The 21,762-nt window shown below is 73.6% G+C and carries 14 protein-coding genes; 7 read left to right on the top strand and 7 right to left on the bottom strand.

The window, feature by feature from the left end; genetic code table 11:
* Positions 1 to 517 precede the first annotated feature (517 nt).
* Entirely contained in the window at positions 518 to 1,033 is a 516-nt protein-coding gene (locus RMN57_RS14735; protein ID WP_380234045.1) for a universal stress protein, read from the top strand.
* A 147-nt stretch (positions 1,034 to 1,180) separates the two neighbouring features.
* Here RMN57_RS14735 and RMN57_RS14730 read toward each other — a convergent pair whose 3' ends face one another.
* The 4 genes from RMN57_RS14730 to RMN57_RS14715 all read right to left on the bottom strand — a co-directional run bounded on the left by RMN57_RS14730 (position 1,181) and on the right by RMN57_RS14715 (position 7,757).
* Positions 1,181 to 2,368 (bottom strand): acyl-CoA dehydrogenase family protein, encoded by a 1,188-nt coding sequence (locus tag RMN57_RS14730; protein WP_313763859.1) that lies wholly within the window; start codon positions 2,366 to 2,368, stop codon positions 1,181 to 1,183.
* A gap of 243 nt (positions 2,369 to 2,611) precedes the next feature.
* Positions 2,612 to 3,610, bottom strand: coding sequence for a hydroxymethylglutaryl-CoA lyase (locus RMN57_RS14725; RefSeq protein ID WP_313763858.1), 999 nt, complete (start codon positions 3,608 to 3,610; stop codon positions 2,612 to 2,614).
* The gene (locus RMN57_RS14720) at positions 3,607 to 5,928 is read right to left on the bottom strand and encodes a biotin carboxylase N-terminal domain-containing protein (RefSeq protein WP_313763857.1); all 2,322 of its coding nucleotides are present in this window, start codon (positions 5,926 to 5,928) and stop codon (positions 3,607 to 3,609) included. Before RMN57_RS14720 ends, RMN57_RS14725 begins: the two co-directional genes overlap by 4 nt.
* A 101-nt stretch (positions 5,929 to 6,029) precedes the next feature.
* Entirely contained in the window at positions 6,030 to 7,757 is a 1,728-nt protein-coding gene (locus RMN57_RS14715; RefSeq protein WP_313763856.1) for a carboxyl transferase domain-containing protein, read from the bottom strand.
* A gap of 134 nt (positions 7,758 to 7,891) precedes the next feature.
* On the opposite strand from RMN57_RS14715, the gene RMN57_RS14710 reads away from it, so the two are divergent.
* The 3 genes from RMN57_RS14710 to RMN57_RS14695 all read left to right on the top strand — a co-directional run bounded on the left by RMN57_RS14710 (position 7,892) and on the right by RMN57_RS14695 (position 14,384).
* Positions 7,892 to 8,602, top strand: coding sequence for a TetR/AcrR family transcriptional regulator (locus RMN57_RS14710; RefSeq protein WP_313763855.1), 711 nt, complete (start codon positions 7,892 to 7,894; stop codon positions 8,600 to 8,602).
* A gap of 347 nt (positions 8,603 to 8,949) precedes the next feature.
* Entirely contained in the window at positions 8,950 to 13,092 is a 4,143-nt protein-coding gene (locus RMN57_RS14705) for an ABC transporter ATP-binding protein (RefSeq protein ID WP_313763854.1), read from the top strand.
* A 593-nt stretch (positions 13,093 to 13,685) separates the two neighbouring features.
* Positions 13,686 to 14,384 carry a DUF1062 domain-containing protein gene (locus RMN57_RS14695; protein ID WP_313763853.1) on the top strand — a complete coding sequence of 233 codons (699 nt, stop codon included), beginning with the start codon at positions 13,686 to 13,688 and terminating at the stop codon, positions 14,382 to 14,384.
* Positions 14,385 to 14,433: 49 nt separating this feature from the next.
* Here the strand turns inward: RMN57_RS14695 and RMN57_RS14690 are convergent, their stop codons facing one another.
* On the bottom strand, positions 14,434 to 15,495 hold the full coding sequence (locus tag RMN57_RS14690; protein WP_313763852.1) for an ATP-grasp domain-containing protein: 1,062 nt from the start codon (positions 15,493 to 15,495) through the stop codon (positions 14,434 to 14,436).
* A gap of 103 nt (positions 15,496 to 15,598) precedes the next feature.
* On the opposite strand from RMN57_RS14690, the gene RMN57_RS14685 reads away from it, so the two are divergent.
* Positions 15,599 to 16,132 carry an NUDIX domain-containing protein gene (locus tag RMN57_RS14685; RefSeq protein WP_313763851.1) on the top strand — a complete coding sequence of 178 codons (534 nt, stop codon included), beginning with the start codon at positions 15,599 to 15,601 and terminating at the stop codon, positions 16,130 to 16,132.
* Positions 16,133 to 16,201: 69 nt separating this feature from the next.
* On the opposite strand, the gene RMN57_RS14680 is transcribed toward RMN57_RS14685, so the two are convergent.
* Both RMN57_RS14680 and RMN57_RS14675 read right to left on the bottom strand, forming a co-directional pair.
* Positions 16,202 to 17,128, bottom strand: a complete 927-nt coding sequence (locus RMN57_RS14680; protein WP_313763850.1) for a hypothetical protein — start codon at positions 17,126 to 17,128, stop codon at positions 16,202 to 16,204.
* A gap of 213 nt (positions 17,129 to 17,341) precedes the next feature.
* On the bottom strand, positions 17,342 to 18,415 hold the full coding sequence (locus RMN57_RS14675) for an ABC transporter substrate-binding protein (protein ID WP_380234043.1): 1,074 nt from the start codon (positions 18,413 to 18,415) through the stop codon (positions 17,342 to 17,344).
* A 467-nt stretch (positions 18,416 to 18,882) separates the two neighbouring features.
* Here RMN57_RS14675 and RMN57_RS14670 point away from each other — a divergent pair, with 467 nt between their 5' ends.
* Together RMN57_RS14670 and trpS are read left to right on the top strand one after the other, a co-directional pair.
* A complete protein-coding gene (locus RMN57_RS14670; protein WP_313767826.1) occupies positions 18,883 to 20,415 on the top strand; it encodes an APC family permease in 1,533 nt (510 codons plus the stop codon).
* Positions 20,416 to 20,673: 258 nt separating this feature from the next.
* Positions 20,674 to 21,678: a tryptophan--tRNA ligase gene (gene trpS / locus RMN57_RS14665; protein WP_313767825.1), complete on the top strand. Its 1,005-nt coding sequence runs from the start codon at positions 20,674 to 20,676 to the stop codon at positions 21,676 to 21,678.
* Positions 21,679 to 21,762 lie beyond the last annotated feature (84 nt).

The following is a 21,762-nucleotide window of genomic DNA, read 5'->3' as shown; positions in this document are numbered from 1 at the left end:
GTCCGCTCAGTCAAGCTCCAGAGAACCTCCTTTGCCAGAGGGGGCGCGACCGCGCACGCGACGGGCGCACCGCCGCCGGCGGGCGCATCCTCCGTTCGCGGGAACAAGGGTGATCCGGGGCTCCGCGGCTGGGCTGAGCCTTTCGCCCGTCGTACTCTGAAAGGAATAGGTCACAAACGGTGGTGCTCGGCGCAGACCGACGTCGTCCCGTGGGCGGCCCTGCTGCCTGGGCAGCGTTGTCCTCTCCTGTCGGCCCATCTCCTGCGAAGAGCCTTGAGCCATGGCTGGTTTTGAGTCCTCCCGACCGGTTGAACCGGATGCGCCCCGCGTCGGCGGCGCGTCGGCCGGAGGAGACGGCCGCCGGAGCGCGGACGACGCCGAGGTCCGGTCTGCTGCCATGGGCGCCGGTGCCCTTTCCCGCGCCCTCCGGAACATTGCGCGCCGGAGCCGCCCCGGCTCCCGTCAGCGCCGGGAACAGCACCGGTCCGACCCCGTGGAGCCGGCCGTGAGCGGCCGTCTGGGGCCGGGCGCCGAGCGTCCGGGCGTCCCTGGCCCGCCCAGCGCGACCGGCGAGCCGATCGCGCAGGAGGCTGCCGCCCGTGCCTGTGACCCGGCCTTCCAGCACGGTGTGGTGGTCGGTTTCGACGGCTCCCTGTCGAGCGAGCGCGCCCTCGCCTACGCGGTGGGCATGGCCCGTCGCTCGCAGTGCGGACTGGTGATCGTGCACGTCGCCAACCGCCTGCCCGCCACCGTCTGGGCGGGGTGCGAGCCCCCGGTCTTCGTCGACCTCCCCGACCACCGGACCGAAGTCCTCGGTCTGGAACTCGCCTGTGCGGACTTCCTCGCCGGTGTCCCCTGGATCCTGGTCGAGCGGGGCGGCGACATCTGCCACGAGATCGAGGAGGTCGGCCGCGAGTACGCCGCCGACGCCATCGTGGTCGGCAGCACCCACGGCCTGCTGGGCAAGATCTTCGGATCGGTCTCCGGTCGGCTGGCCCGCCGCGCCAACCGCCCGGTGATCGTGATTCCCTGACGCCCCGTCACGGCGGCGTGCTCCAGCCGCCGCCCGGGTCTTTCCAGGCCCCCCGCGGGCCCTCCGTGTGCACCACCGCGGCGGAGCGGGGCGCGGGAGGGCCCGCGGACGGACGTGCTTCCGTGAACGTGAGGGGGCGGACGCGCCTCAGACGACGCCGAGCTCGCGGGCGATGAGCATGCGCTGGACCTCCGAGGTGCCCTCCCCGATTTCGAGGATCTTGCAGTCGCGCCAGAAGCGCGCCACCGGGAACTCGTTCATGAAGCCGTACCCGCCGTGGATCTGGGTCGCCTCGCGGGCGTTGTCGACGGCGGCCTCGGACGAGTACAGCTTCGCGATCGCGGCCTCCTTCTTGAACGGTTCGCCGTGCAGCAGCCGGGAGGCGGCGTCCCGCCAGGCCAGGCGGGAGGTGTGCGCGCGCATCTCCATGTCGGCGAGCTTGAACTGGATGGCCTGGTTGGCGCCGATCGGTCGGCCGAAGGCGCGGCGCGTGCCGGCGTAGGTGACGGACTGGTCGACGCACCCCTGGGCCAGGCCGGTGCCCAGGGCTGCGATGGCGATGCGGCCCTCGTCGAGGATCCGCAGGAACTGGGCGTAGCCGCGGCCGCGCTCGCCCAGCAGGTTGGCCGCGGGGACGCGGCAGTCGGTAAAGGACAGTTCGCGGGTGTCGGAGGCGTTCCACCCGACCTTCGAGTACTTCTTCGAGACCTGGAAGCCCGGGGTCCCGGTGGGCACGATGATGGACGAGATCTCGCGCTGCGGCGAGGAGAATTCGCCTTCTTCACTCGAACGAGCGATCGGTTCGGTGAGGGCGGTGACGGTGACGAGGCCGGTGATCTCGGTGCCCGAGTTGGTGATGAAGCACTTGGTGCCGTTGATGACCCACTCGTCGGTGGCCTCGTCGTACCGGGCCGTGGTGCGGGTCGCGCCGGCGTCGGAACCGCCTTCGGGCTCGGTCAGGCCGAACGCGCCGAGCATCTCGCCGGAGGTGAGCCGCGGCAGCCACTCGCGCTTCTGCTCCTCCGTGCCGAAGCGGTAGACGGGCATCGCGCCGAGCGAGACCGCGGCCTCCAGGGTGATCGCGACCGAGGAGTCGACGCGGGCGAGCTCCTCCAGCGCGAGGCAGAGGGCGAAGTAGTCGCCGCCCATGCCGCCGTACTCCTCCGGGAAGGGCAGGCCGAAGAGGCCCATCCGCCCCATCTCCCGCACGATCTCGTAGGGGAACTCGCCCTGCTCGTAGAACTCGCCGATCTTCGGCGCGACCACGTCCTGGGCGAACTCGGCGACGGTGCGCCGGAGTTCCTCGTACTCGCTGTTCAGTCGGTGATCGAGCATGGTGATCCTCCTGTGGCCCCGGCGGGGTGGCCGCGGGCGTGAACGGGACGACCGCGGGTCCGCCCGACGGTGTGAGGGCGTGACGGGAACGCGGTCTGTTGAGGTGACGGTCGGTGCCGTCGGTGTGGTGGCGGCGCCGGGCCGGACGTGGCTCCGGCCGGGCGCCGCGGGGTCCTGGAGCGGAGCGGCGGCCCCGGGGTGGCGCCGGGCGTCCGCGGGGACGCCCGGCGGCCGGGGCGCCGGTCAGGCCCGGGCCGCGCCGAGCAGGGCCTGGACGGTGCGGGACGGGCTCGGCCGGCCGAGCCGCTGCGCCATCCAGCCGCTGGTGGCGACCAGGGCGCGGAGGTCGACCCCGGTCCGGATGCCGAGGCCGTGCAGCATCCAGACCAGGTCCTCGGTGGCCAGGTTCCCGGTGGCGCTCTTGGCGTACGGGCAGCCGCCCAGGCCGCCCGCGGAGGCGTCGACCGTGGTCACGCCGGCGCGCAGGGCGGCCAGCGTGTTGCTGAGCGCCTGGCCGTAGGTGTCGTGGAAGTGCACCGCGAGCCGCCCGACCGGGACGCCCGCCCGGGCGAAGCCGTCCAGCAGCGCGGTGACCTGGCCCGGAGTGGCCACCCCGATGGTGTCGCCGAGGCTGAGCTCGAAGCAGCCCATCTCCAGCAGCCGGACCCCGAAGCCGACCACCTGGTCGATCGGGACCGGGCCCTCCCACGGGTCGCCGAAGCACATCGAGAGGTAGCCGCGGACGCGGATCCCGGCCTCCGTGGCACGCGCCACGACCGGCTGGAACATCGCCATCGCCTCGTCCGCCGAGCGGTTGAGGTTGCGCCGGGCGAAGGTCTCGGTGGCGCTCGCGAACACCGCGATGTCGGCGGCGTGGTGGGCGAGCGCCCGGTCGAGGCCGCGCTCGTTCGGCACCAGCACCGGGAGCCGCAGCCCCGGGTGGCGGGCCGGCAGGTCGGCGAGCCGCGGAACCAGCTCCTCGGCGTCGGCGAGCTGGGGCACCCACTTCGGGTGGACGAAGCTGGTCGCCTCGACCGTGCCCAGGCCGGCCGCCGCGAGCCGGGCGATGAACTCGGCCTTGACCTCGACCGGGACGAGGCCGCTCTCGTTCTGCAGCCCGTCACGCGGGCCGACCTCGTGGATCCGGACCAGCTCGGGCAGGCCCGGGGCGCGGACGGGGTCGGGCAGGCCGAGGTCGAGCGCGTCGGGCTCGTGCGCGGGGGAGGGCGTGGCGGCGGTCACGACGTCACCTCGGCCGCGACCGCGCCGACGCCCCGGTCGGCCGCCTGCTCGGCGGGGCCGTCCTCGTCCGGGGCGACCACGACCAGCAGCTCCTCCATGGCGACGGTGGCTCCGGCGGTGGCCCGCAGCTCGGTCACCGTGCCGTCGTGCGGGGCGGCGATCACGTGTTCCATCTTCATGGCCTCCAGGACGAGCAGGGGTTGGCCCCGGCGGACCTGCTCGCCGGCCGCCGTCTTCACGACGGTGACGGTGCCCGGCATCGGGGCGGTGAGCGCGCCGTGGTGGGCGGCGCCGGCGGCGGCGCTCTCACCGACCGGGTCGTACGCGTGCAGCGGCCAGGCGTCGCCGTCGATGCCGAGCCAGGTCACCGGGCCGCCCACGGGGTTTGGGGCGTCGTCGGCGGCCAGCGCGAAGGTGGTCTGCAGGCCCGCCGCGGTGAGGTGCAGGCGGTCGCCGGTGCGCACGGCGCGGGCGCGGTGGACCGGCCCGTCGCCGAGCCGGACCTCCACCTCGGGGCTGACGCCCGGCCGGTTGTCAGTGGGCTCCGCTACGTTGCTCGCAGTGATCGGACGGATGCTCACCGCCACCGGGTCCTGGCCGGAGGCGCGGAGGCGGTGGGTGGTCCAGGCGGCGTCGCCCCCGAGGCGCCAGCCCGAGGGAAGGGAGAAGGGGTCGGTCCAGCCGCCGCCGTCGGCGGCGGGGGTGAGGTCCAGGTGCCGCGCGAGCGCGGCCGCGTAGTAGAGGAGGTGCGCCGGCGACGGAGCGTCGGCGGAATCGGTGGAGTCGGCGGAGTCGGTGGAATCGGTGCCGGAAGGAGTGGCGGAGCCGGTGTCCGCGGCCCGGGCCGGGGAGAAGGCGGAGGCCAGCAGCGCGGGTTGCAGCTGCGCCGTCTGCTCCACCAGACCGGTGTCGAGGCGGCCGGCGGCGACCTCGGGGTGTGCGAGCAGTCGCCGCAGGAAGCCGGTGTTGGTGGTCACGCCGAGGATCCGGGTGTCGGCCAGCGCGGCGCGGAGGCGGCGCAACGCGGTCGGGCGGTCGGGCCCGTAGGCGATGACCTTGGCGAGCATCGGGTCGTAGGCGCTGGTGATGACGGATCCGGCGGTGACGCCGGAGTCCACCCGGATGCCTTCGCCCTGCGGTTCGTCCAGTACCAGGATGCGCCCGCCGGTGGGCAGGAAGTCCCGCTCCGGGTCCTCGGCGCAGATGCGGGCCTCGATGGCGTGGCCCAGGAAGGAGATGTCCGGCTGGGCGAACGGCAGGTTCTCGCCGGCGGCGATCCGGACCTGCCATTCGACCAGGTCCAGCCGCTGGGGCTGGGCCGGGGCCGCCGCTGCGCCCGGGAGCGGGGCGGTGACGGCGACGGCGAGTTCGGTGACGGGGTGTTCCACCTGGAGGCGGGTGTTCATCTCCATGAAGAAGAAGTCCCGTACCCCCTCGGTGGGGGCGGGGGAGTCGGGGTCGATGCCGGGGACGATGAACTCCACGGTGCCGGCCCCGGTGTAGCCGCAGGACTCCGCGGCGCGCACGGCCGCGGCGCCCATCGCGGCCCGGGTCTCGGCGTTGAGCAGGACGGAGGGTGCCTCTTCGATCAGCTTCTGGTGGCGGCGCTGCAGGCTGCACTCGCGCTCGCCGAGGTGGACGGTGGTGCCGTGGGCGTCGGCCAGCACCTGCACCTCGATGTGGCGCGGCCGGTCGACCCAGCGCTCCAGCAGCAGGGTGTCGTCACCGAAGGCGGTGCGGGCGACCCGCCGGGCGGCGGCGATCTCGGTGGGCAGCTCGGCCGGGTCGCGGACCAGGCGCATGCCCTTGCCGCCGCCGCCGGCGGACGGCTTGAGCAGGACCGGGTACCCGATCTCGTCGGCGGCCGCGACGAGTTCCTCGTCGGTCGGCGCGGTCGCCTGGCTGCCCGGGACCACCGGGACGCCGGCGGCGCGGACGGCCTCCTTGGCGTTGATCTTGTCGCCCATCAGCTCGACCGCGGCGGGAGGAGGTCCGATGAAGACCAGGCCGGCGTCGGCGCAGGCGCGGGCGAAGGCGGCGTTCTCGGCGAGGAAGCCGTAGCCGGGGTGGACGGCCTGGGCGCCGGTGCGGCGGGCGGCGGCGAGGATCTGGTCGGTCCGCAGGTAGGTCTCGGCGGCCGAGCTGTCGCTGCGGTCGGCCGGTCCGAGCCGGACCGCGGTGTCGGCCTCGCGGACGTGGGGAGCGTCGGCGTCGGCGTCGCTGAACACGGCGACGGAGCGCACGCCGAGCCGCCGCAGGGTGCGGATCACCCGGAGGGCGATCTCGCCGCGGTTGGCGACCAGAACTGTGTCGAACATGGGAGGCGTTCCTCCGGGTCGAGGGGGCCGTACGAAGGAGGTGGTTGGGGAGGGATGGCGGCCGGACGGCCGGGGCCGGGCAGGGCCGGCCCCGGTGCGGGTCACATCCGGAAGACGCCGTACGGGCCGGGTGCCGGGAGCGGGGCGTTGGCGCAGGCGGTGAGGGCGAGACCGACGACGGTGCGGGTGTCCATCGGGTCAATCACGCCGTCGTCCCAGAGCCGGGCGGTGGCGTAGTACGCGCTGCCCTGGCGCTCGTACTGCTCGCGGACCGGGCGCTTGAACTCCTCCTCGGCGGCGGTCGGCCACTCCTCGCCGTGTGCCTCCAACTGGTCGCGGCGGACGGTGGCCAGGACGGACGCGGCCTGCTCGCCGCCCATCACGGAGATCTTGGCGCCCGGCCACATCCAGAGGAAGCGGGGCGAGTAGGCGCGGCCGCACATCGAGTAGTTCCCGGCTCCGTACGAGCCGCCGATCACCACGGTCAGCTTCGGGACGCGGGTGCAGGCGACGGCGTTGACCATCTTGGCGCCGTGCTTGGCGATGCCGCCCGCCTCGTACTGGCGGCCGACCATGAACCCGGTGATGTTCTGCAGGAAGAGGAGGGGGATGCCCCGCTGGTCGCACAGTTCGATGAAGTGGGCGCCCTTGACGGCGGACTCGGAGAAGAGCACGCCGTTGTTGGCGACGATGCCGACCGGGTGGCCGTGGATCCGGGCGAAGCCGGTCACGAGGGTCGCGCCGTACTCGGCCTTGAACTCGGCGAAGCGGCTGCCGTCGACCAGCCGGGCGATCACCTCGCGCACGTCGTACGGGGTGCGCGGGTCGACCGGGACGGCCCCGTAGAGGCCGGCCGGATCGACGGCGGGCGGCTCGGCCGGTTCGAGCGGCCACGGCCTGGCCGGGCGCGGGCCGAGGCCGGCGACGATGGTGCGGACGATGGACAGCGCGTGGGCGTCGTCCTCGGCCAGGTGGTCCGTGACCCCGGAGGTGCGGGAGTGGAGCTCGCCGCCGCCCAGCTCCTCGGCGGTGACCACCTCGCCGGTGGCGGCCTTCACCAGGGGCGGTCCGCCCAGGAAGATCGTGCCCTGGTTGCGGACGATGACGGCCTGGTCGCTCATCGCCGGGACGTACGCGCCGCCCGCGGTGCACGAGCCGAGCACGGCGGCGATCTGCGGGATTCCGGCGGCGGAGAGCCGGGCCTGGTTGTAGAAGATCCGGCCGAAGTGGTCGCGGTCGGGGAAGACCTCGTCCTGCATCGGGAGGAAGGCGCCGCCGGAGTCCACCAGGTAGATGCAGGGCAGGCGGTTCTCCAGCGCGACCTCCTGGGCGCGCAGGTGCTTCTTCACGGTCATCGGGTAGTACGTGCCGCCCTTGACGGTGGCGTCGTTGGCGACGACGACCACCTCGCGTCCGGCGACCCGGCCGATGCCCGCGATGACGCCCGCCGCCGGGGCGGCTCCGTCGTACATCCCGTCGGCCGCGAGCGGGGCCAGTTCGAGGAAGGGGGACGCCGGGTCGAGCAGGGTGTCGACGCGGTCGCGCGGGAGCAGTTTGCCCCGGGAGGTGTGGCGGGCCCGGGCCTTGGCCCCGCCGCCGAGCGCGGCCGTGCCGAGCTTCTCGCGCAATTCGGCGACCAGGGCCCGGTGGGCCTCGGTGTTCGCGCGGTAGGCCTCGGAGCCCGGATCGACGGCGGTGCCGAGCCGGGGCGCGGGAGCCGCGGCCCCCGGCGCGACGGACCCGGCGGCCGTGCCGCCCGGTCCGGAGACGCCCGCGCCGGGCGCGCTGCCGTTGACGCCGGTGGGTACGCCGGCGGTGGAGATGACCATTCCCAAGAGCTCCCTTGCCCTCGGCACCAGGTGGGTGGCAGAGCCGGGTGAGCCCGCGACCCCCAACGTTAATGAGCGTTAACTCGTGCCGCCCAGGTTAACGGTCGATAACCCGACTGTCTACGATGGGCAGCATGCCGAACGTCCCCGCCGCCTCCGCGCTCCCACGCCGTGACCAGATCCGTAAGGAGGCGGCCCGGCTGTTCGCCGCCCGCGGGTTCCTCGGTGTCGGCGTCGACGAGATCGGCAAGGCGGTCGGCATCAGCGGGCCGGGCCTCTACCGGCACTTCGCCGGCAAGGACGCGATGCTCGCCGACCTGCTGATCGGGATCAGCGAGCGCCTGCTGGAGGAGGGCCGCCGCCGGGCGGGCAACGGGGGCGGTGCGCCCGAGGCGCTGGACGCGCTGATCGGCGGCCACGTCGAGTTCGCGCTCGACGACCGCGACCTGATCACCCTGCACGACCGCGAACTGCTGAACCTCAAGGAGGAGGACCGCCGCACGGTCCGCCGGCTCCAGCGCGGCTACCTGGAGCTGTGGGTGGACGCGGTCCGGGGCGCCTATCCGGCGCTGGCCGAGCCGGCGGCCGAACCGGTCGCCCGGGCCGCCGTGCACGCCGTCTTCGGGCTGATCAACTCGACCCCGCACAGCCTCGGCCCGAACCCCGCCCAGGACGACCGGGTCGCCGGCCTGCAGCGCGACGGCATGGCGGCCCTGCTGCACAGCCTCGCCCACGGCGCCTTCTCGGCGGCGGCCGGCGCCGCTGCGGCCGGGGCCGGCTCGGGCGCCGGGGCGGCCTCCGGCACCGAGGCCGAGGCCGGCGCCGACACCGAAGTCGACACCTAGGCCGAGGCCGGCGCCGACATCGCCGTCCGCGACTGACCGGACCCGACGCGGGTCCGGCGCGGATCCGATGCGGGGTCGATGCGGGCTCCGGGCGGGCCCGACGCGAGTCCTAGGTCGAGGGTCGGACCGGTGGCTGCGCCGGTGGCAGGTGGGCGCGGGGCGCATCATCGCCCACTCTGGAAGTCGTCCACTCCGGCGACACGGCCAGGGCGGGGTGCGGTCGGGAATCACCGCAGGCCGCAGGCTGTTGGTTCCTCCGCCGGACCGGACGCCCGGCACGCTCTGGCCGGACGGTCCCCGGACAAAGCCATGGCGGCCACCCGACGGAATGGTTAGCATCCCTAAATATGCCTGAGACTCACGGATCTACGGTGGAGCTTTCCCCGAGCGGCACCCGAACCGGCACGCAGGGCACCACGGGCGAGCCGGTCGGCACCGGTGCGCCACGGGACGGCAGACCCGCGGCCGGCACGCCCGGCGGCCCGGTGCCCGGCGACGGCGTACCCGGCAGCGGCCGGCCGAAGGACGGCGGAGCCGACGGTTCGGGCTGGCTGCGCCGGCTGATCGGCTACTGCTGGCGGTCGCGGCGCAGCGTGCTGCTGGCCTTCGGCGCCTCCCTGGTCGGCATGGCCGTCACGGCCCTGGTCCCGCTGGTCACCAAGCTGATCATCGACGACGTCATCACCGCGCACACCCGGTCGCTGGCCCCGTGGGCCGTCGCGCTGCTGCTGGCTGCGGTGCTGGTCTTCGCCTGTACCCAGGTGCGCCGGTACTACGGCGGGCAGCTCGCCCTCGACGTCCAGCACGACATGCGCAGCGACCTGTTCCGCTCGCTCGGCCGGCTCGACGGCCACCGCCAGGACCGGCTGGACACCGGCCAGGTGGTCGGCCGCGCCACGTCCGACCTCCAGCTGATCAACGGCCTGCTGTCGATGCTGCCGATGATGACCGGCTACCTGCTGATGTTCGTCATGTCGCTGGCCGTGATGGTCTGGCTCTCGCCGCCGCTCACCCTGATCGCGTTGGTCATGGGCCCGGCGCTCTGGTGGGTCTCGGTGCTGAGCCGCAAGCGCCTGTTCCCGTCCACCTGGGCCGCCCAGCAGGAGGCCGCGGCCGTAGCGGGCGTGGTCGACGAGGCGGTCGGCGGCGTGCGGGTGGTCAAGGGCTTCGGCCAGGAGTCCCAGGAGCTGGACAAGCTGGAGGCCGCGTCGCGCAACCTCTTCGCGGCCCGGCTGCGCTCGATCCGACTGAACAGCCGCTACAACCCGGCGATGCAGGCGATCCCGGCGCTGGCCCAGGTCGCGGTGCTGGCCTTCGGCGGCTGGCTGGCCGTGGACGGCCGGGTCTCGCTCGGCACGTTCGTGGCCTTCTCCACCTACGTCGCCCAGATGACCGGCCCGGTCCGGATGCTGACCATGGTGATCACGGTCGGCCAGCAGGCCCGGGCGGGCGTGGAGCGGGTGCTCCAGCTGATCGACGAGCGGCCGCTGGTGCAGGAGCGCCCGGACGCGGTGGCCCTCGACCTCACCGGGGCCGCCTCCGCGGGGTCCGTCGCCAACGCCGCCTCCGCCACCGCCGGCACGGACACCGTCACCGCGGACGCCGTCACCGCCGACGGAGGGTCGACCCCCGGGCCGACCGCCACCGGCGCGTCAGACCCGGATCCGCGGGTGGTCGGCGCCCGTACCCCCGACGTGGCGCTGGAGTTCGACCGGGTCGAGTTCCGCTACGACCCCGAGCACCCGGCACCCGTGCTGCACGGGCTCGACCTCAAGCTCGCCCCCGGCGAGACCCTGGCCCTGGTCGGGGCGTCCGGTTCCGGCAAGTCCACGGTGGCGCAGCTGGTGCCGCGGTTCTACGACCCGGCGGCCGGCGCGGTCCGCCTCTACGGCCACGACCTGCGCGACCTCACCCTCGACTCGGTCCGGGCGGCCGTCGGCATCGTGCCCGAGGAGAGCTTCCTGTTCTCCGAGACCGTCCGCACCAACATCGCCTACGGGCGGCCCGACGCCACCGACGAGCAGGTCGTGGCGGCCGCCCGCGCGGCGCAGGCCGACGAGTTCGTCCGGGAGCTGCCCGAAGGCTACGAGACCAAGGTCGGCGAGCAGGGCCTCACGCTCTCCGGCGGCCAGCGCCAGCGCATCGCCCTGGCCCGGGCCATCCTCACCGACCCGCGGATCCTGTTGCTCGACGACGCCACCTCGGCGGTCGACCCGCAGATCGAGGCGGAGATCCACGACGCGCTGCGGTCGGTCATGGCCGGCCGCACCACCCTGCTGATCGCCCACCGCCGCTCCACCCTCCAGCTCGCCGACCGGATCGCCGTCCTGGACCACGGCCGGCTGCTGGACATCGGGACGCACGAGGAGCTCGACGCCCGATGTCCCCGGTACCGGGCGCTGATATCCGACCACGAGGCCGACCGCACCGGCGGACCCGCCACCACGGCCGTCACGGCTGTCGGCAGCACCGCCGTCGTCACGGCGACCGGAGCCACCACGGCCACCGTGACGGCCGAGCCCACCGCGCCGGGGACCGGGAACGCCCCCGCCACCTCCGCGGACACCCCCGCCCCGCAGCCCGCACCCGACCTGCCGACCGCGGCCCTGACCAAGGCGGCCCGCACCGCCGCCCCCGACCTGATCGCCAAGGTCGCCGCGCTCCCGCCGGCCACCGACACCCCCGCGATCTCCCGCGCCGAGGCCGAGGCCGGTGACCCGGACTTCACCCTCCGCCGCCTGCTGCGCCCGTTCCGCCGCCCACTCGCCCTCGCCCTGCTGCTGGTCGCCCTCGACGCGGGCGCCAACCTGGTGCTGCCGGTCCTGATCCGGCACGGCATCGACGACGGCGTGAGCAAGGCGCTGATGTCGGGCGTGACCGTCGCCGCGCTGACCGCGCTGGTGGTCGTCCTGCTGGACTGGCTGGTGCAGAGCGCCGAGAACCGGGTCAGCGGCCGCACCGGCGAGCGCGTGCTCTACACCCTCCGGCTCAAGATCTTCGGCCACCTCAACCGGCTGGGCCTGGACTACTACGAGCGCGAGCTGTCCGGCCGGATCATGACCCGGATGACCACGGACCTGGACTCGCTGACGTCCTTCCTGCAGACCGGTGTCGTCACCGCCGTGGTCAGCCTGCTCACCTTCTTCGGCATCTTCGGCGCCCTGCTGGTCATCGACGCCGGGCTGGCCCTGGTGGTCTTCGCCGTGCTGCCGCTGCTGGTGGCCGCGACGCTGGTCTTCCGCAAGAAGTCCAAGGCCCAGTACGAGATCTCGCGCGACCTGATCAGTACGGTCAACGCGGACCTGCAGGAGAACGTCGCCGGGATGCGGATCGTCCAGGCGTTCCGCCGGCTGGACGCCAACACCGACCGCTTCGTCGCCCGGGGCATCGCCTACCGCGAGGCCCGGGTCCGGGCGCAGCTCTACATCTCGCTGTACTTCCCGTTCGTCCAGTTCCTCTCCAGCGTGGCCGCCGCGCTGGTGCTGATCGTGGGTGCCGCACGGGTCGACGCCGGCACGCTGACGGTCGGCGCCCTGGTCGCCTACCTGCTCTACATCGACCTGTTCTTCGCCCCGGTGAACCAGCTCTCGCAGGTCTTCGACGGCTACCAGCAGGCGGCCGTCGGCCTGGGCCGGATCCGCGAACTGCTGCGCACCCCGACCACGACCGCCGAGGCCGCCGACGCGGTGCCCGTGCGGAAGCGCCTCCGCGGCGAGATCGACTTCGAGGACGTCAGCTTCGCCTACAACGGCGGCGCCGACGGCGCCCCGGACGTGCTCACCGGTGTCACCCTGCACGTCCCCGCGGGGCAGACGGTGGCGCTGGTCGGCGAGACGGGGGCCGGCAAGTCGACGCTGGTCAAGCTGGTCGCCCGGTTCTACGACGCGACCGCCGGCACCGTGCGGGTGGACGGCGTCGACCTGACCCGCTACGACCTGGCCCAGTACCGCCACCGGCTCGGTGTGGTGCCGCAGGAGGCGTACCTGTTCGCGGGCACCGTGCGCGAGGCGATCGCCTACGGGCGGCCCTCGGCCTCGTCGGCCGAGGTGGAGGCGGCGGCCCGCGCCGTCGGCGCGCACGACATGATCGTCAAGCTCACGGGCGGTTACGACCACGAGGTCACCGGTCGCGGCCGGAACCTCTCGGCGGGGCAGCGCCAGCTGATCGCGCTGGCCCGGGCCGAGCTGGTCGATCCGGACGTCCTGCTGCTGGACGAGGCCACCGCGGCGCTCGACCTGGCCACCGAGGCGGCCGTCAACCACGCCTCCGACCGGCTCAGCGGCGGCCGCACCACGCTGGTGATCGCGCACCGCCTCACCACCGCCGAGCGGGCCGACCGGGTCGTCGTCCTCGACCACGGCAAGGTGGTCGAGGACGGTACGCACACCGAGCTGCTCGCCCGGGGCGGTGTCTACGCCCGGCTCTGGCAGGCGTTCATCGCCGACGGCCACCACGCGCCGGCTCCGGCACCGGCACCGGTGGCGGGCTAGGCAGCTTCGTTCCGCGGACGTGGGCCGTCGACGGCGCGTGGGCGAGGGTGTTCACCGCTTCGACGGCCCGGGCTGACGCCGACGAGGACCTGGACCGGGCCGTGTCGGTGGACTCCACGACGTTCGCGCCCACGCGCACGCGGCCGGGGCCCGCGAGAGGGCCCCGGCCGGCGAGCCGGGTGACCACGCCGTCGGACGCTCCCGCGGCGGACCGACCACGAAGATCCACCTCGCCGTGGACGGCCGGTGCCGGCCCTCGGCCTTCGTGCTGACCGCGGGCCAGGCGGGCGACGCACCCGCCTTCACCGCGGTGATGGCCCGCCCGCGCGTTCCCCGGCCCGTGGACGGCGACCGGCCGACGCCCGCCTCGGCCGAAATTCGGTTGCCGCGGGCCTCCGCCTCGATCATGATCGCCCGCATGGACTTTTGATGACTGCCACGTAGTACGTACCTGTCGCGCGATCGACCTCGGAGCCTGACGACCCGGCCCCGGGGCGATGGGTCGCGCCCCTCGTGAGCATCCGTCAGAGAGCGGGAGCCGCCGAGTGAGTTCGGCATGCCCTCCTGCTGAGTCCTGAAAGCAACCACCACACATGAATACCGACCGTAAGGCCCTGTGGGCCGTGCGTCAGTCCGCCCTGCCCACCGTCGTCCGGCCCTGCCCGGACTGCCCCGGCACGCGGCACCGCGCCTCGGGGAAGATCCGCGTCAACGCGAACGGCAAGCTGCTCGACGTCTGGCTGCTGCTGAGCTGTGCGTCGTGCGACCGCACGTCGAAGGTGCCCGTCCACGAGCGCGCCCACGTCTCGACGCTGGAGCCGGCCCGGCTGGTCGCGTACGAGATCAACGACCCGGCCGCGGTGCGGGAGTTGGTGATGAGCGCGTCGCTCGCGGCGAAGAACCGGTACCGGCTCGACTGGACCGGCACCTGGGAGCTGGAGACCCGCATGCCGCTGTACGCGCTCGACGATCCGAGCCCGCTCTCGATATCGGTGGGCTTCGAGCTGCCCGCGCCGGTCCGGGTGGAGCGGCTGCTCCAGCTCGGTCTCGGGCTGAGCCGTGCCGAGGTGCGCCGTCTGGTCGCGGACGGGCGGATCCGCCTGCCGTTCGCGCCGGACGCCAAGGCGCACCAGGACTTCGAACTCACCATCCACGGCCCCGGTTCCGTCGATGCGGCGAAGCACGCGAAGGCCGTCGACCTGCCGACCGGCGAGCGTGCCGCCCCGGCCCGGATCGGGCTGCCGCCGGCATCCGGCGGGGTACTTCCGCGTCGGGCATCGGCGCGCGCCTAGGTGCGCGAGGCAGGCCCGGTCACCCCGGTCGGGGCCCGGGCCTGCCGGCTCAGGCGGCGAGCAGTGCGGCGAGCAGGCCGGTCACGTCGATCCCGCGGGGCAGGCCGCTGACCTGTCCGTCGCCGACCTCCACCACCCGCCAGCCGGAGCCGTCGGCCCGGCTGGCGAGGTCGGTGGTGACGAAGCGGCAGCCCAGCGCGCGGACCAGCGGCCTGACCTCGGTGAGGTCCGGCTCCGCGGACTGCTCCGGAGCGTCGGGGTGCGGTCCGACCAGGACGGGCTCGCCGTCCAGCCACCACACCCGGGCCTCGACCGCCCGGCCGTTCCCGCCGGTGGGGTCCGTGCTCTCCCCGCTCCCGTCGGACCCGGTCTTCGGCGCCGCGTCCTTCGGCACCCCGCCCTTCGGCGCCCCGTTCGCCGAGGACCCGTTCGCCGCCGGCGTGCCGCCCGCGGGCTCACCGCCCTCCGGCCCGTTCGCGCCGACGACGGCAGTGCCGTCGATCCGGGCGAACTCCTCGAACCGGCGCAGCACCACGCCGCCCGCCAGGAAGTCGCCCTGCAGGTCGACGAAGCGTTCCACGACCCGCCCGACCGCGGCAGGATCGGCCAACTCCGGGATGTAGCAGGCCTCGTCCCACTCGTCCTTGCGGGACTTCACGTAGTCCTTGACGATCGCCGGCCCGCGCCCGCCGAGCCGCGCCACGGCGGCCGCCAGCTGCTCGGGGCCGGGCCGCCCGGCCGCGGGGGCCAGCGGGATCCAGACACTGGGCGGGGTGGCCCCCTCGAACACGCCGTACCAGCCGGGAAGTTCGTGCGCCGAGGTGTAGGCGGGGGCGCTGGTCAGCAGGTTGGCGCCGCGGTCGGCCAGCGCCCGGGCGAAGGCCGCGTAGTCGGCGGACGGGATCATCCAACCCCGGTACCAGACCGGGCCGCAGTCCCGCGGCACCAGCCGGACCGCGTCCTCCGCCTCCCCGGCGAGCAGGGCGTCGTGGTCGACGAGGTACTGCTCACCACCCAACTCCCGGAGCGTCCGGGCCTCCCAGGCGAAGTGCGGGTCCGGTCGGCGAGGGTGGAGCGGGTCGGCCGGGAAGATGATCGCTGGTGCAGGCATGGGCGCCAGCGTACGGGCGGGCGCGGTGAGCGGTGGTGCCAACACCCGTGCGTCCGAAGGAATCCGGTCGACGCTCCGGAGGCGGCGCTGCGAGAGTGGCCCGATGCGAAACCTGTTGCGCACGAAGCGGACCCCCAGGCAGGCGGCCCGGACGGTGGTCCTCGACGAGACCGGATCCGTCTTCCTCCTCCGCTCCGACAACATCGAGGTCGGCGTGCACTGGACGATGCCCGGTGGCGGCATCGAGAGGGGGGAGACGCCCTGGGCCGGCGCGCGGCGCGAACTCTGGGAGGAGACCGGCTGGACCGACCTCGAACCCGGTCCGCTGCTCTGTACCTGGGAGCACGACTTCACCTGGCACGGCATCCGCGTCCGCCAGCACGAGCACATCTACCTGACCAGCGGTCCGCACCGCGGGCCGGTCGGTGACGTCAGCGCGGTGCACGCCGCCGACCTGATCCTGGACTGGCGCTGGTGGACGCCGTCGGAGCTCGCCGACCCGGACGCGGATGCGCTCTGGCCGCCCCGGCTCCCGGAGCTGCTGGCCGACGTCCGGGACGGCTGGCTCTCCGACCGGCGGGAACCGGTCCCCGTACACCTCGGCTACGTCCCCAACGCCCCGGCACCGACCGCCTGATCACCCGGCGCCGCGGCCACGGGGAACCCTCGGCCGACGGGTGCGCGGGCCGGCACCGACCCGGCCCCGCTACGGCGCAAGCGGCCGCGGACCGCGCCGGCCCGGCCGCCCGGTCGGGCCGGCCTGCCAGCCGTGCAGGTCGAGCTCCCGGTCGTGCAGCGCATCGGGGTTGATCAGTACCGACAGCTGCGAGCCGGCCAGACGGTCGAACCCCAGGCCGGTGGCGTGCAGCAACTGCTCGGTGGGTACCGAGACGGCGATGGCGGGCCGCCACGCGGGCAGCACCACCAGAACGGTGCCGCGGCCGACCTTGATCAGCTCGGCCGTCACCCGGGTCGACCGGTGCTCCTCGGGGAGGTGCGGCGTGCCGCCGATCAGGATGCCCAGCGGCGTCTCGGCACCCGCAGAAGCGGCGCCGCCTCCGCCGGCCCCGCCCGCACCGCCGGTCCCGCCCGCTCCGGCAGCCGGTCCCCGAACGACCCCCGGTACCGCACCTGCGGTGCCGGGCGTCCGATCGACTGCCGGGCTTCCCGGCACGGCCGACGCCGACTCCGCCTCGCCGGCTCCGGCGCGGCTCGCGGGTGCCGTTTCCGGGTGCATCCGCCGCAGCCGTCGCGAGGGCGACGGCCGCCTGGTCGGGACGGCCCGCGGCTCCTCCTGCGCGGCGCGCAGGACGGGGACGGCCCGGTCCTGGGCGGGTTCGCCGGGAGGCTGGAGCCGGACGAAGCCCGGGGCGCCCCCGGCGGGCTCGCCGGGGCCGCCGTCGCACGTGTGGTCGTCACTGCTCCGCGGCCGGGGCACGCTGTCCGGTCGGGCGGTACCGCCGGCCCCGCTGTCCACCGCCGTGACCGAGCAGCGTCCGGCCGGCTCGCGGACCGGACCGGAGGCAGCGGACGAAGCGGACGCGGCGGCCGTAGCCGTCGAAGCGGCGGCAGGCGCGGACGGGCCGGGCGAGGGCAGCTCGGCGACGGTCGCGGTGTGGTCGAGTGTGGTCATCGGCACGGGCCCTTCGCGGTGCGGTCCCGACGATCCTCCCGCACCCCGCGACCAGCTCCAAGCGGCTCTCCGCCAGGTGTGCGCCACACCACCGTTCCCTTCCCTCCTTCCGGACACTGCGTTCTCCCGGCCGTCGCCGAGGCGGTGCTTCAGCGCAGCTCCTGCCCGGCCGCTCCTCCGACGTCCGGACGCCCACGGCGGGGCGGCCCCGGTTCAGGCGCCCGGCGCGACGAAGCCCTTCAGATCGGCCAGCACCACATTGGCCGCGCCGACCCCCAGCCCGAGGAACCAGGTCTCGTCCGAGACGGGCCTCGCCCGCCCCGACTTGACCGCGCCGAGGGTCTTCCAGAGCGCGCCGCCGAGCACCGCGTCCTGGTTGGTCGAGGTGGGCGTGCCGTAGACGCCGTAGAAGATCCAGTCGGCGTCGGCCTTGTCGATCTGCTCGGGGCTGATCTCGACCGCCAGCTCCTTGACCCGCTCGATCTCGGGCTGCGGCAGCTGGACGTCGGTGAGGACGGTGCCGATGAAGGAGAGCTCCGCGTAGAGCCGGGTCTTGCCGGGCATGAACCGCAGGGGCGTGACGGTGGGCCGCTTCGCGCCGAGCCCGGCACCGATCGCGGCGGCCGCGGCCTGGTAGGCGTCGAGCTGCGCCCTGGCCTCCGCCTCCATGTCGAAGGGCGTCGCGTTGAGCTGGAAGTTCTGCTTCCAGGGGTAGCCGGGGCGCAGCGAGAAGACGGTCGGCGCGATCTTGGAGAGCTGGGCGTACTGGTCCTGGGCGCGCAGCCGGCTGCCGAGGATCAGGTCCGGCTTGAGTGCGGCGATGGCCTCCAGGTTGAGGGCGTTGATGGTGCCCACGGCGGCCGGGTTGCCGGCCTTCTCCTTCAGATAGGACGGCATGCTCTTCGAGCCGTCGGTGTGGACCACGCCGACCGGCTGGATACCGAGCGAGACGACGTTGTCGAGCTCGCCGGTGTCCAGGACCACGACCCGGACCGGCTTGGCCGGGATGACGGTCTCGCCCATGGCGTGCCTGATGGTCCGCGGGTAGACGCCAGGGGCGGCGTCGGTGCCGAAGCCCTTCATCTTCTCGATCACCGTGGCGTAGTCGTCGCCGCCCTGCTTGACCGACTTCTGGTCGGGCGGGGAACCGGCCGAGGCCTGCCCCGATCCGCCCGCCGAGCCCGCCGAGCCCGCCGAGCCCCCGGAACCGCCCGGGCCGCTCGACCCGCCCGAGCTGCCGCAGGCGGTGAGCAGGACGCCGAGGCCGAGGACGGCGCCGCCGGCGATCCCGGTGGTGAGGAAGCTCCGGCGCGAGGTGGTACGGCCGGGGAGCAGCCCCTCGGCGGGGCGGTCGGCAGGCTGGTCGGCGAGGTGGGGGGCCACGCGACGCTCCTTCTCGATCGATCAACGCTGGTTAGGTGAGGCAAACCTATCCGAACCCCTGGGCGGGATCGATCGAGAGTCTTGAGAGGCCGTGGCCAAACCGTCTCAATCTATGACATAGGGGAGAAAATAACCCGCCATCAGTCCTTCAAAACAAAGGTACACGACGCAACACGCCATTCATCCGTCGGCCACGGGTTCGATTTGACACATGAATCGAAGCAAGTGGTTCAGATCACCAAGGGTTGGCCTACACAACCTTCGACACCCCCACCTAGGGTGCGCTGGTGTTTGATCAGCAGCTCTCAGAGCACGGAAGCAGCGGGCGGGCAACGGCGCCCACCGCTCCGCAGGGTGCCCCGGTCAGTGGCATCAGTGGTGGAGCCCCCGACCCGGGGGCGGCGGGGGCGACGGGGGACAAGGGCCTACGGGGGAACTCGGTCGGCCTGTTGAGCAGCGTGGTCCTGGGCGTCTCCACGGTCGCCCCGGTCTACTGCCTGACCGCGACGCTGGGCCCGACCGTCACCGCCGTCGGCGTCCAGATGCCGGCGGTCTTCCTGGCCGGTTTCCTGCCGATGCTGCTCGTCGCGTTCGCCTACAAGGAGCTGAACAAGGACTTCCCGGACTGCGGCACGTCCTTCACCTGGACGGTCAAGGCCTTCGGCCCCCGGGTCGGCTGGATGGCCGGCTGGGGCCTGACGGTCGCCACGATCATCGTGCTCTCCAACCTGGCCGGGGTGGCGACCGACTTCCTCTACCTGATGCTCGGGGAGATGACCGGCAGCAGCTGGGTCGCCGAGCTCAACGACACCAAGGCGATCCACCTGCTCACCGTGGTCGCACTGATCGCCGCCGCCACCGCGATGAGCTACCGCGGCATGACGGCCACCAAGTGGTTCCAGTACAGCCTGGTCGGCCTCCAGCTCGCGGTCCTGCTGCTCTTCTCGGTCATCGCCATCGCCAAGGCCGCCGCCGGCGACCTGCCGGACTCGATCGGCTTCTCCGCGTCCTGGCTCAACCCGCTCGACGTCTCCTCGTTCAGCGCCTTCACCGCCGGGCTGTCGCTCTCGATCTTCATGTACTGGGGCTGGGACACCTGCCTGACCATGAACGAGGAGACCAGCGGCAGCGCCAAGACCCCGGGTCGGGCCGCGATGATCTCCATGGTCACCCTGGTCGGCTCGTACCTGCTGGTCGCGATCGCCTCCCAGATGTTCGCCGGCGTCGGCAGCGCCGGCACCGGCCTCGGCAACCCCGAGACCGCCGACAACGTCTTCGCCGCGCTGGCCCGCCCGGTGCTCGGCTCGCCGTGGAGCGTCCTGCTCTTCCTGGCGGTCGTCGCCAGCGCCGCCGCCAGCCTGCAGACCACCTTCATCCCGGTGGCCCGCACCCTCCTCGCGATGAGCGCCTACAAGGCCGTCCCGCCGCGCTTCGGCACCGTCCACCCGCGCTTCCGCACCCCCGGCACCGCCACCGTGGCCGCCGGCCTCGCCACCGCCGTCTTCTACGTCGGCATGAGCGTGATCAGCGAGGACGTCGTTGAGGACACCATCCTGGCCCTCGGCCTGATGATCTGCTTCTACTACGCGCTGACGGCCTTCGCCTGTGTCTGGTACTTCCGCCGCTCGCTCCGCAACAGCCTGCGCGACCTGCTGCTCAAGGGCGTCGCCCCGCTGCTCGGCGGCGTGCTGCTCAGCGGCGTCTTCCTGCAGACCCTCACCGACGCCTGGGACCCGGACTACGGCAGCGGCGCCGTCCTCGGCATCGGCTCGGTGTTCGTCATCGGCGTCGGCATCCTGCTGCTCGGCGCCGTGCTGATGCTCTGGTACGGCGCGGTCCGGCCGGAGTTCTTCCGCGGCGAGACCCTGCGCAAGGACACTCCCGCCCTCGTCGTGGAGGACTGACGCTATCCTCGAACGCATGAAGCGCTTCGCAGGTCTCAACTGGTGGCCGTCCTAGGACGGCCACCAGCCACGCCTGACCAGGGCCGTCCGGACGGACGGCCCTGACGCGTTTTCCGACGGAACGGGCCCGAGCCCCGGACGGCCGCGAACCCACCGCCGTTCCGAGGAGACCCCGTGACCGTCACCACCATCACCACTGCCGACGCCGACGCCGCCAACGCCACCGAGGCCGCCGCATGCGCCGGCCTCGACGAAACGATCCGCCAGGAACCTGGCGCCCACCGCGTCCTCACCGGCGACCGCCCCACCGGCCCGCTCCACCTCGGCCACTACTTCGGCACCCTGCAGAACCGGGTCCGCCTCCAGCACCTCGGGGTCGAGATGTTCGTCGTCGTCGCCGACTACCAGGTGATCACCGACCGCGACGTCGCCGACCGGCTCGCCGAGCACACCGAGAACCTCGTCCTCGACTACCTCGCCACCGGTCTCGACCCCGACCGCGCCACGATCTTCGCCCACAGCGCCGTCCCCGCCCTCAACCAGCTGTTGCTGCCCTTCCTCAGCCTGGTCAGCGTCTCCGAGCTGAACCGCAACCCCACCGTCAAGGACGAGATCGCCCACTCCCGCCAGTCCGCCGTCAGCGGACTGATGTTCACCTACCCCGTCCACCAGGCCGCCGACATCCTCTTCTGCAAGGCCGACGTGGTACCGGTCGGCCAGGACCAGCTGCCCCACCTCGAAGTCGCCCGCACCGTCGCCCGCCGCTTCAACGAGCGCTACCCGCACGCGGACGGCACCCCGGTCTTCCCCCGCCCCGAGGGCCTGCTCTCCGCCGCCCCGCTGCTGCTCGGCACCGACGGCACCAAGATGAGCAAGAGCCGTGGAAACGCCGTGGCCCTCGCCGCCGACGAGGACACCACGGCCCGCCTGATCCGCTCCGCCAGGACCGACACCGAGCGCCGGATCGGCTACGACCCGGTCGCCCGCCCGGAGGTGTCGAGCCTCGTCCTGCTCGCCGCGCTCTGCCAGGACCGCCGGCCGGAGGAGGTCGCCGAGGAGATCGGCGACGGCGGCGCCGCCGCGCTCAAGCGGACGGTGACCGAGGCCGTCAACGAACACCTCCGCCCGATCCGGGCCCGCCGCGCCGAGTTCGCCGCCGACCGCGGCTACGTCCGGCAGGTCCTGCGCGACGGCGCCGAGCGCGCCAACGCCGTGGCCGACGCCACGCTCGACGAGGTTCGGGCGGTGATGGGATCGGTCTGAAGACCACGGGGCATACCTACTCCGAGCGGTGGCGCGGGCCCCGAACACGGACCACCCCGGACCCGGCGGCGCCACCTCGCCGCG

The organism is Kitasatospora sp. CM 4170 (assembly GCF_032110285.1).
In the GTDB taxonomy this organism is placed as follows: domain Bacteria; phylum Actinomycetota; class Actinomycetes; order Streptomycetales; family Streptomycetaceae; genus Kitasatospora; species Kitasatospora aburaviensis.
Note: the sequence above shows the minus strand (reverse complement) of the source record. Positions and strands in the feature narration are given on the sequence as shown.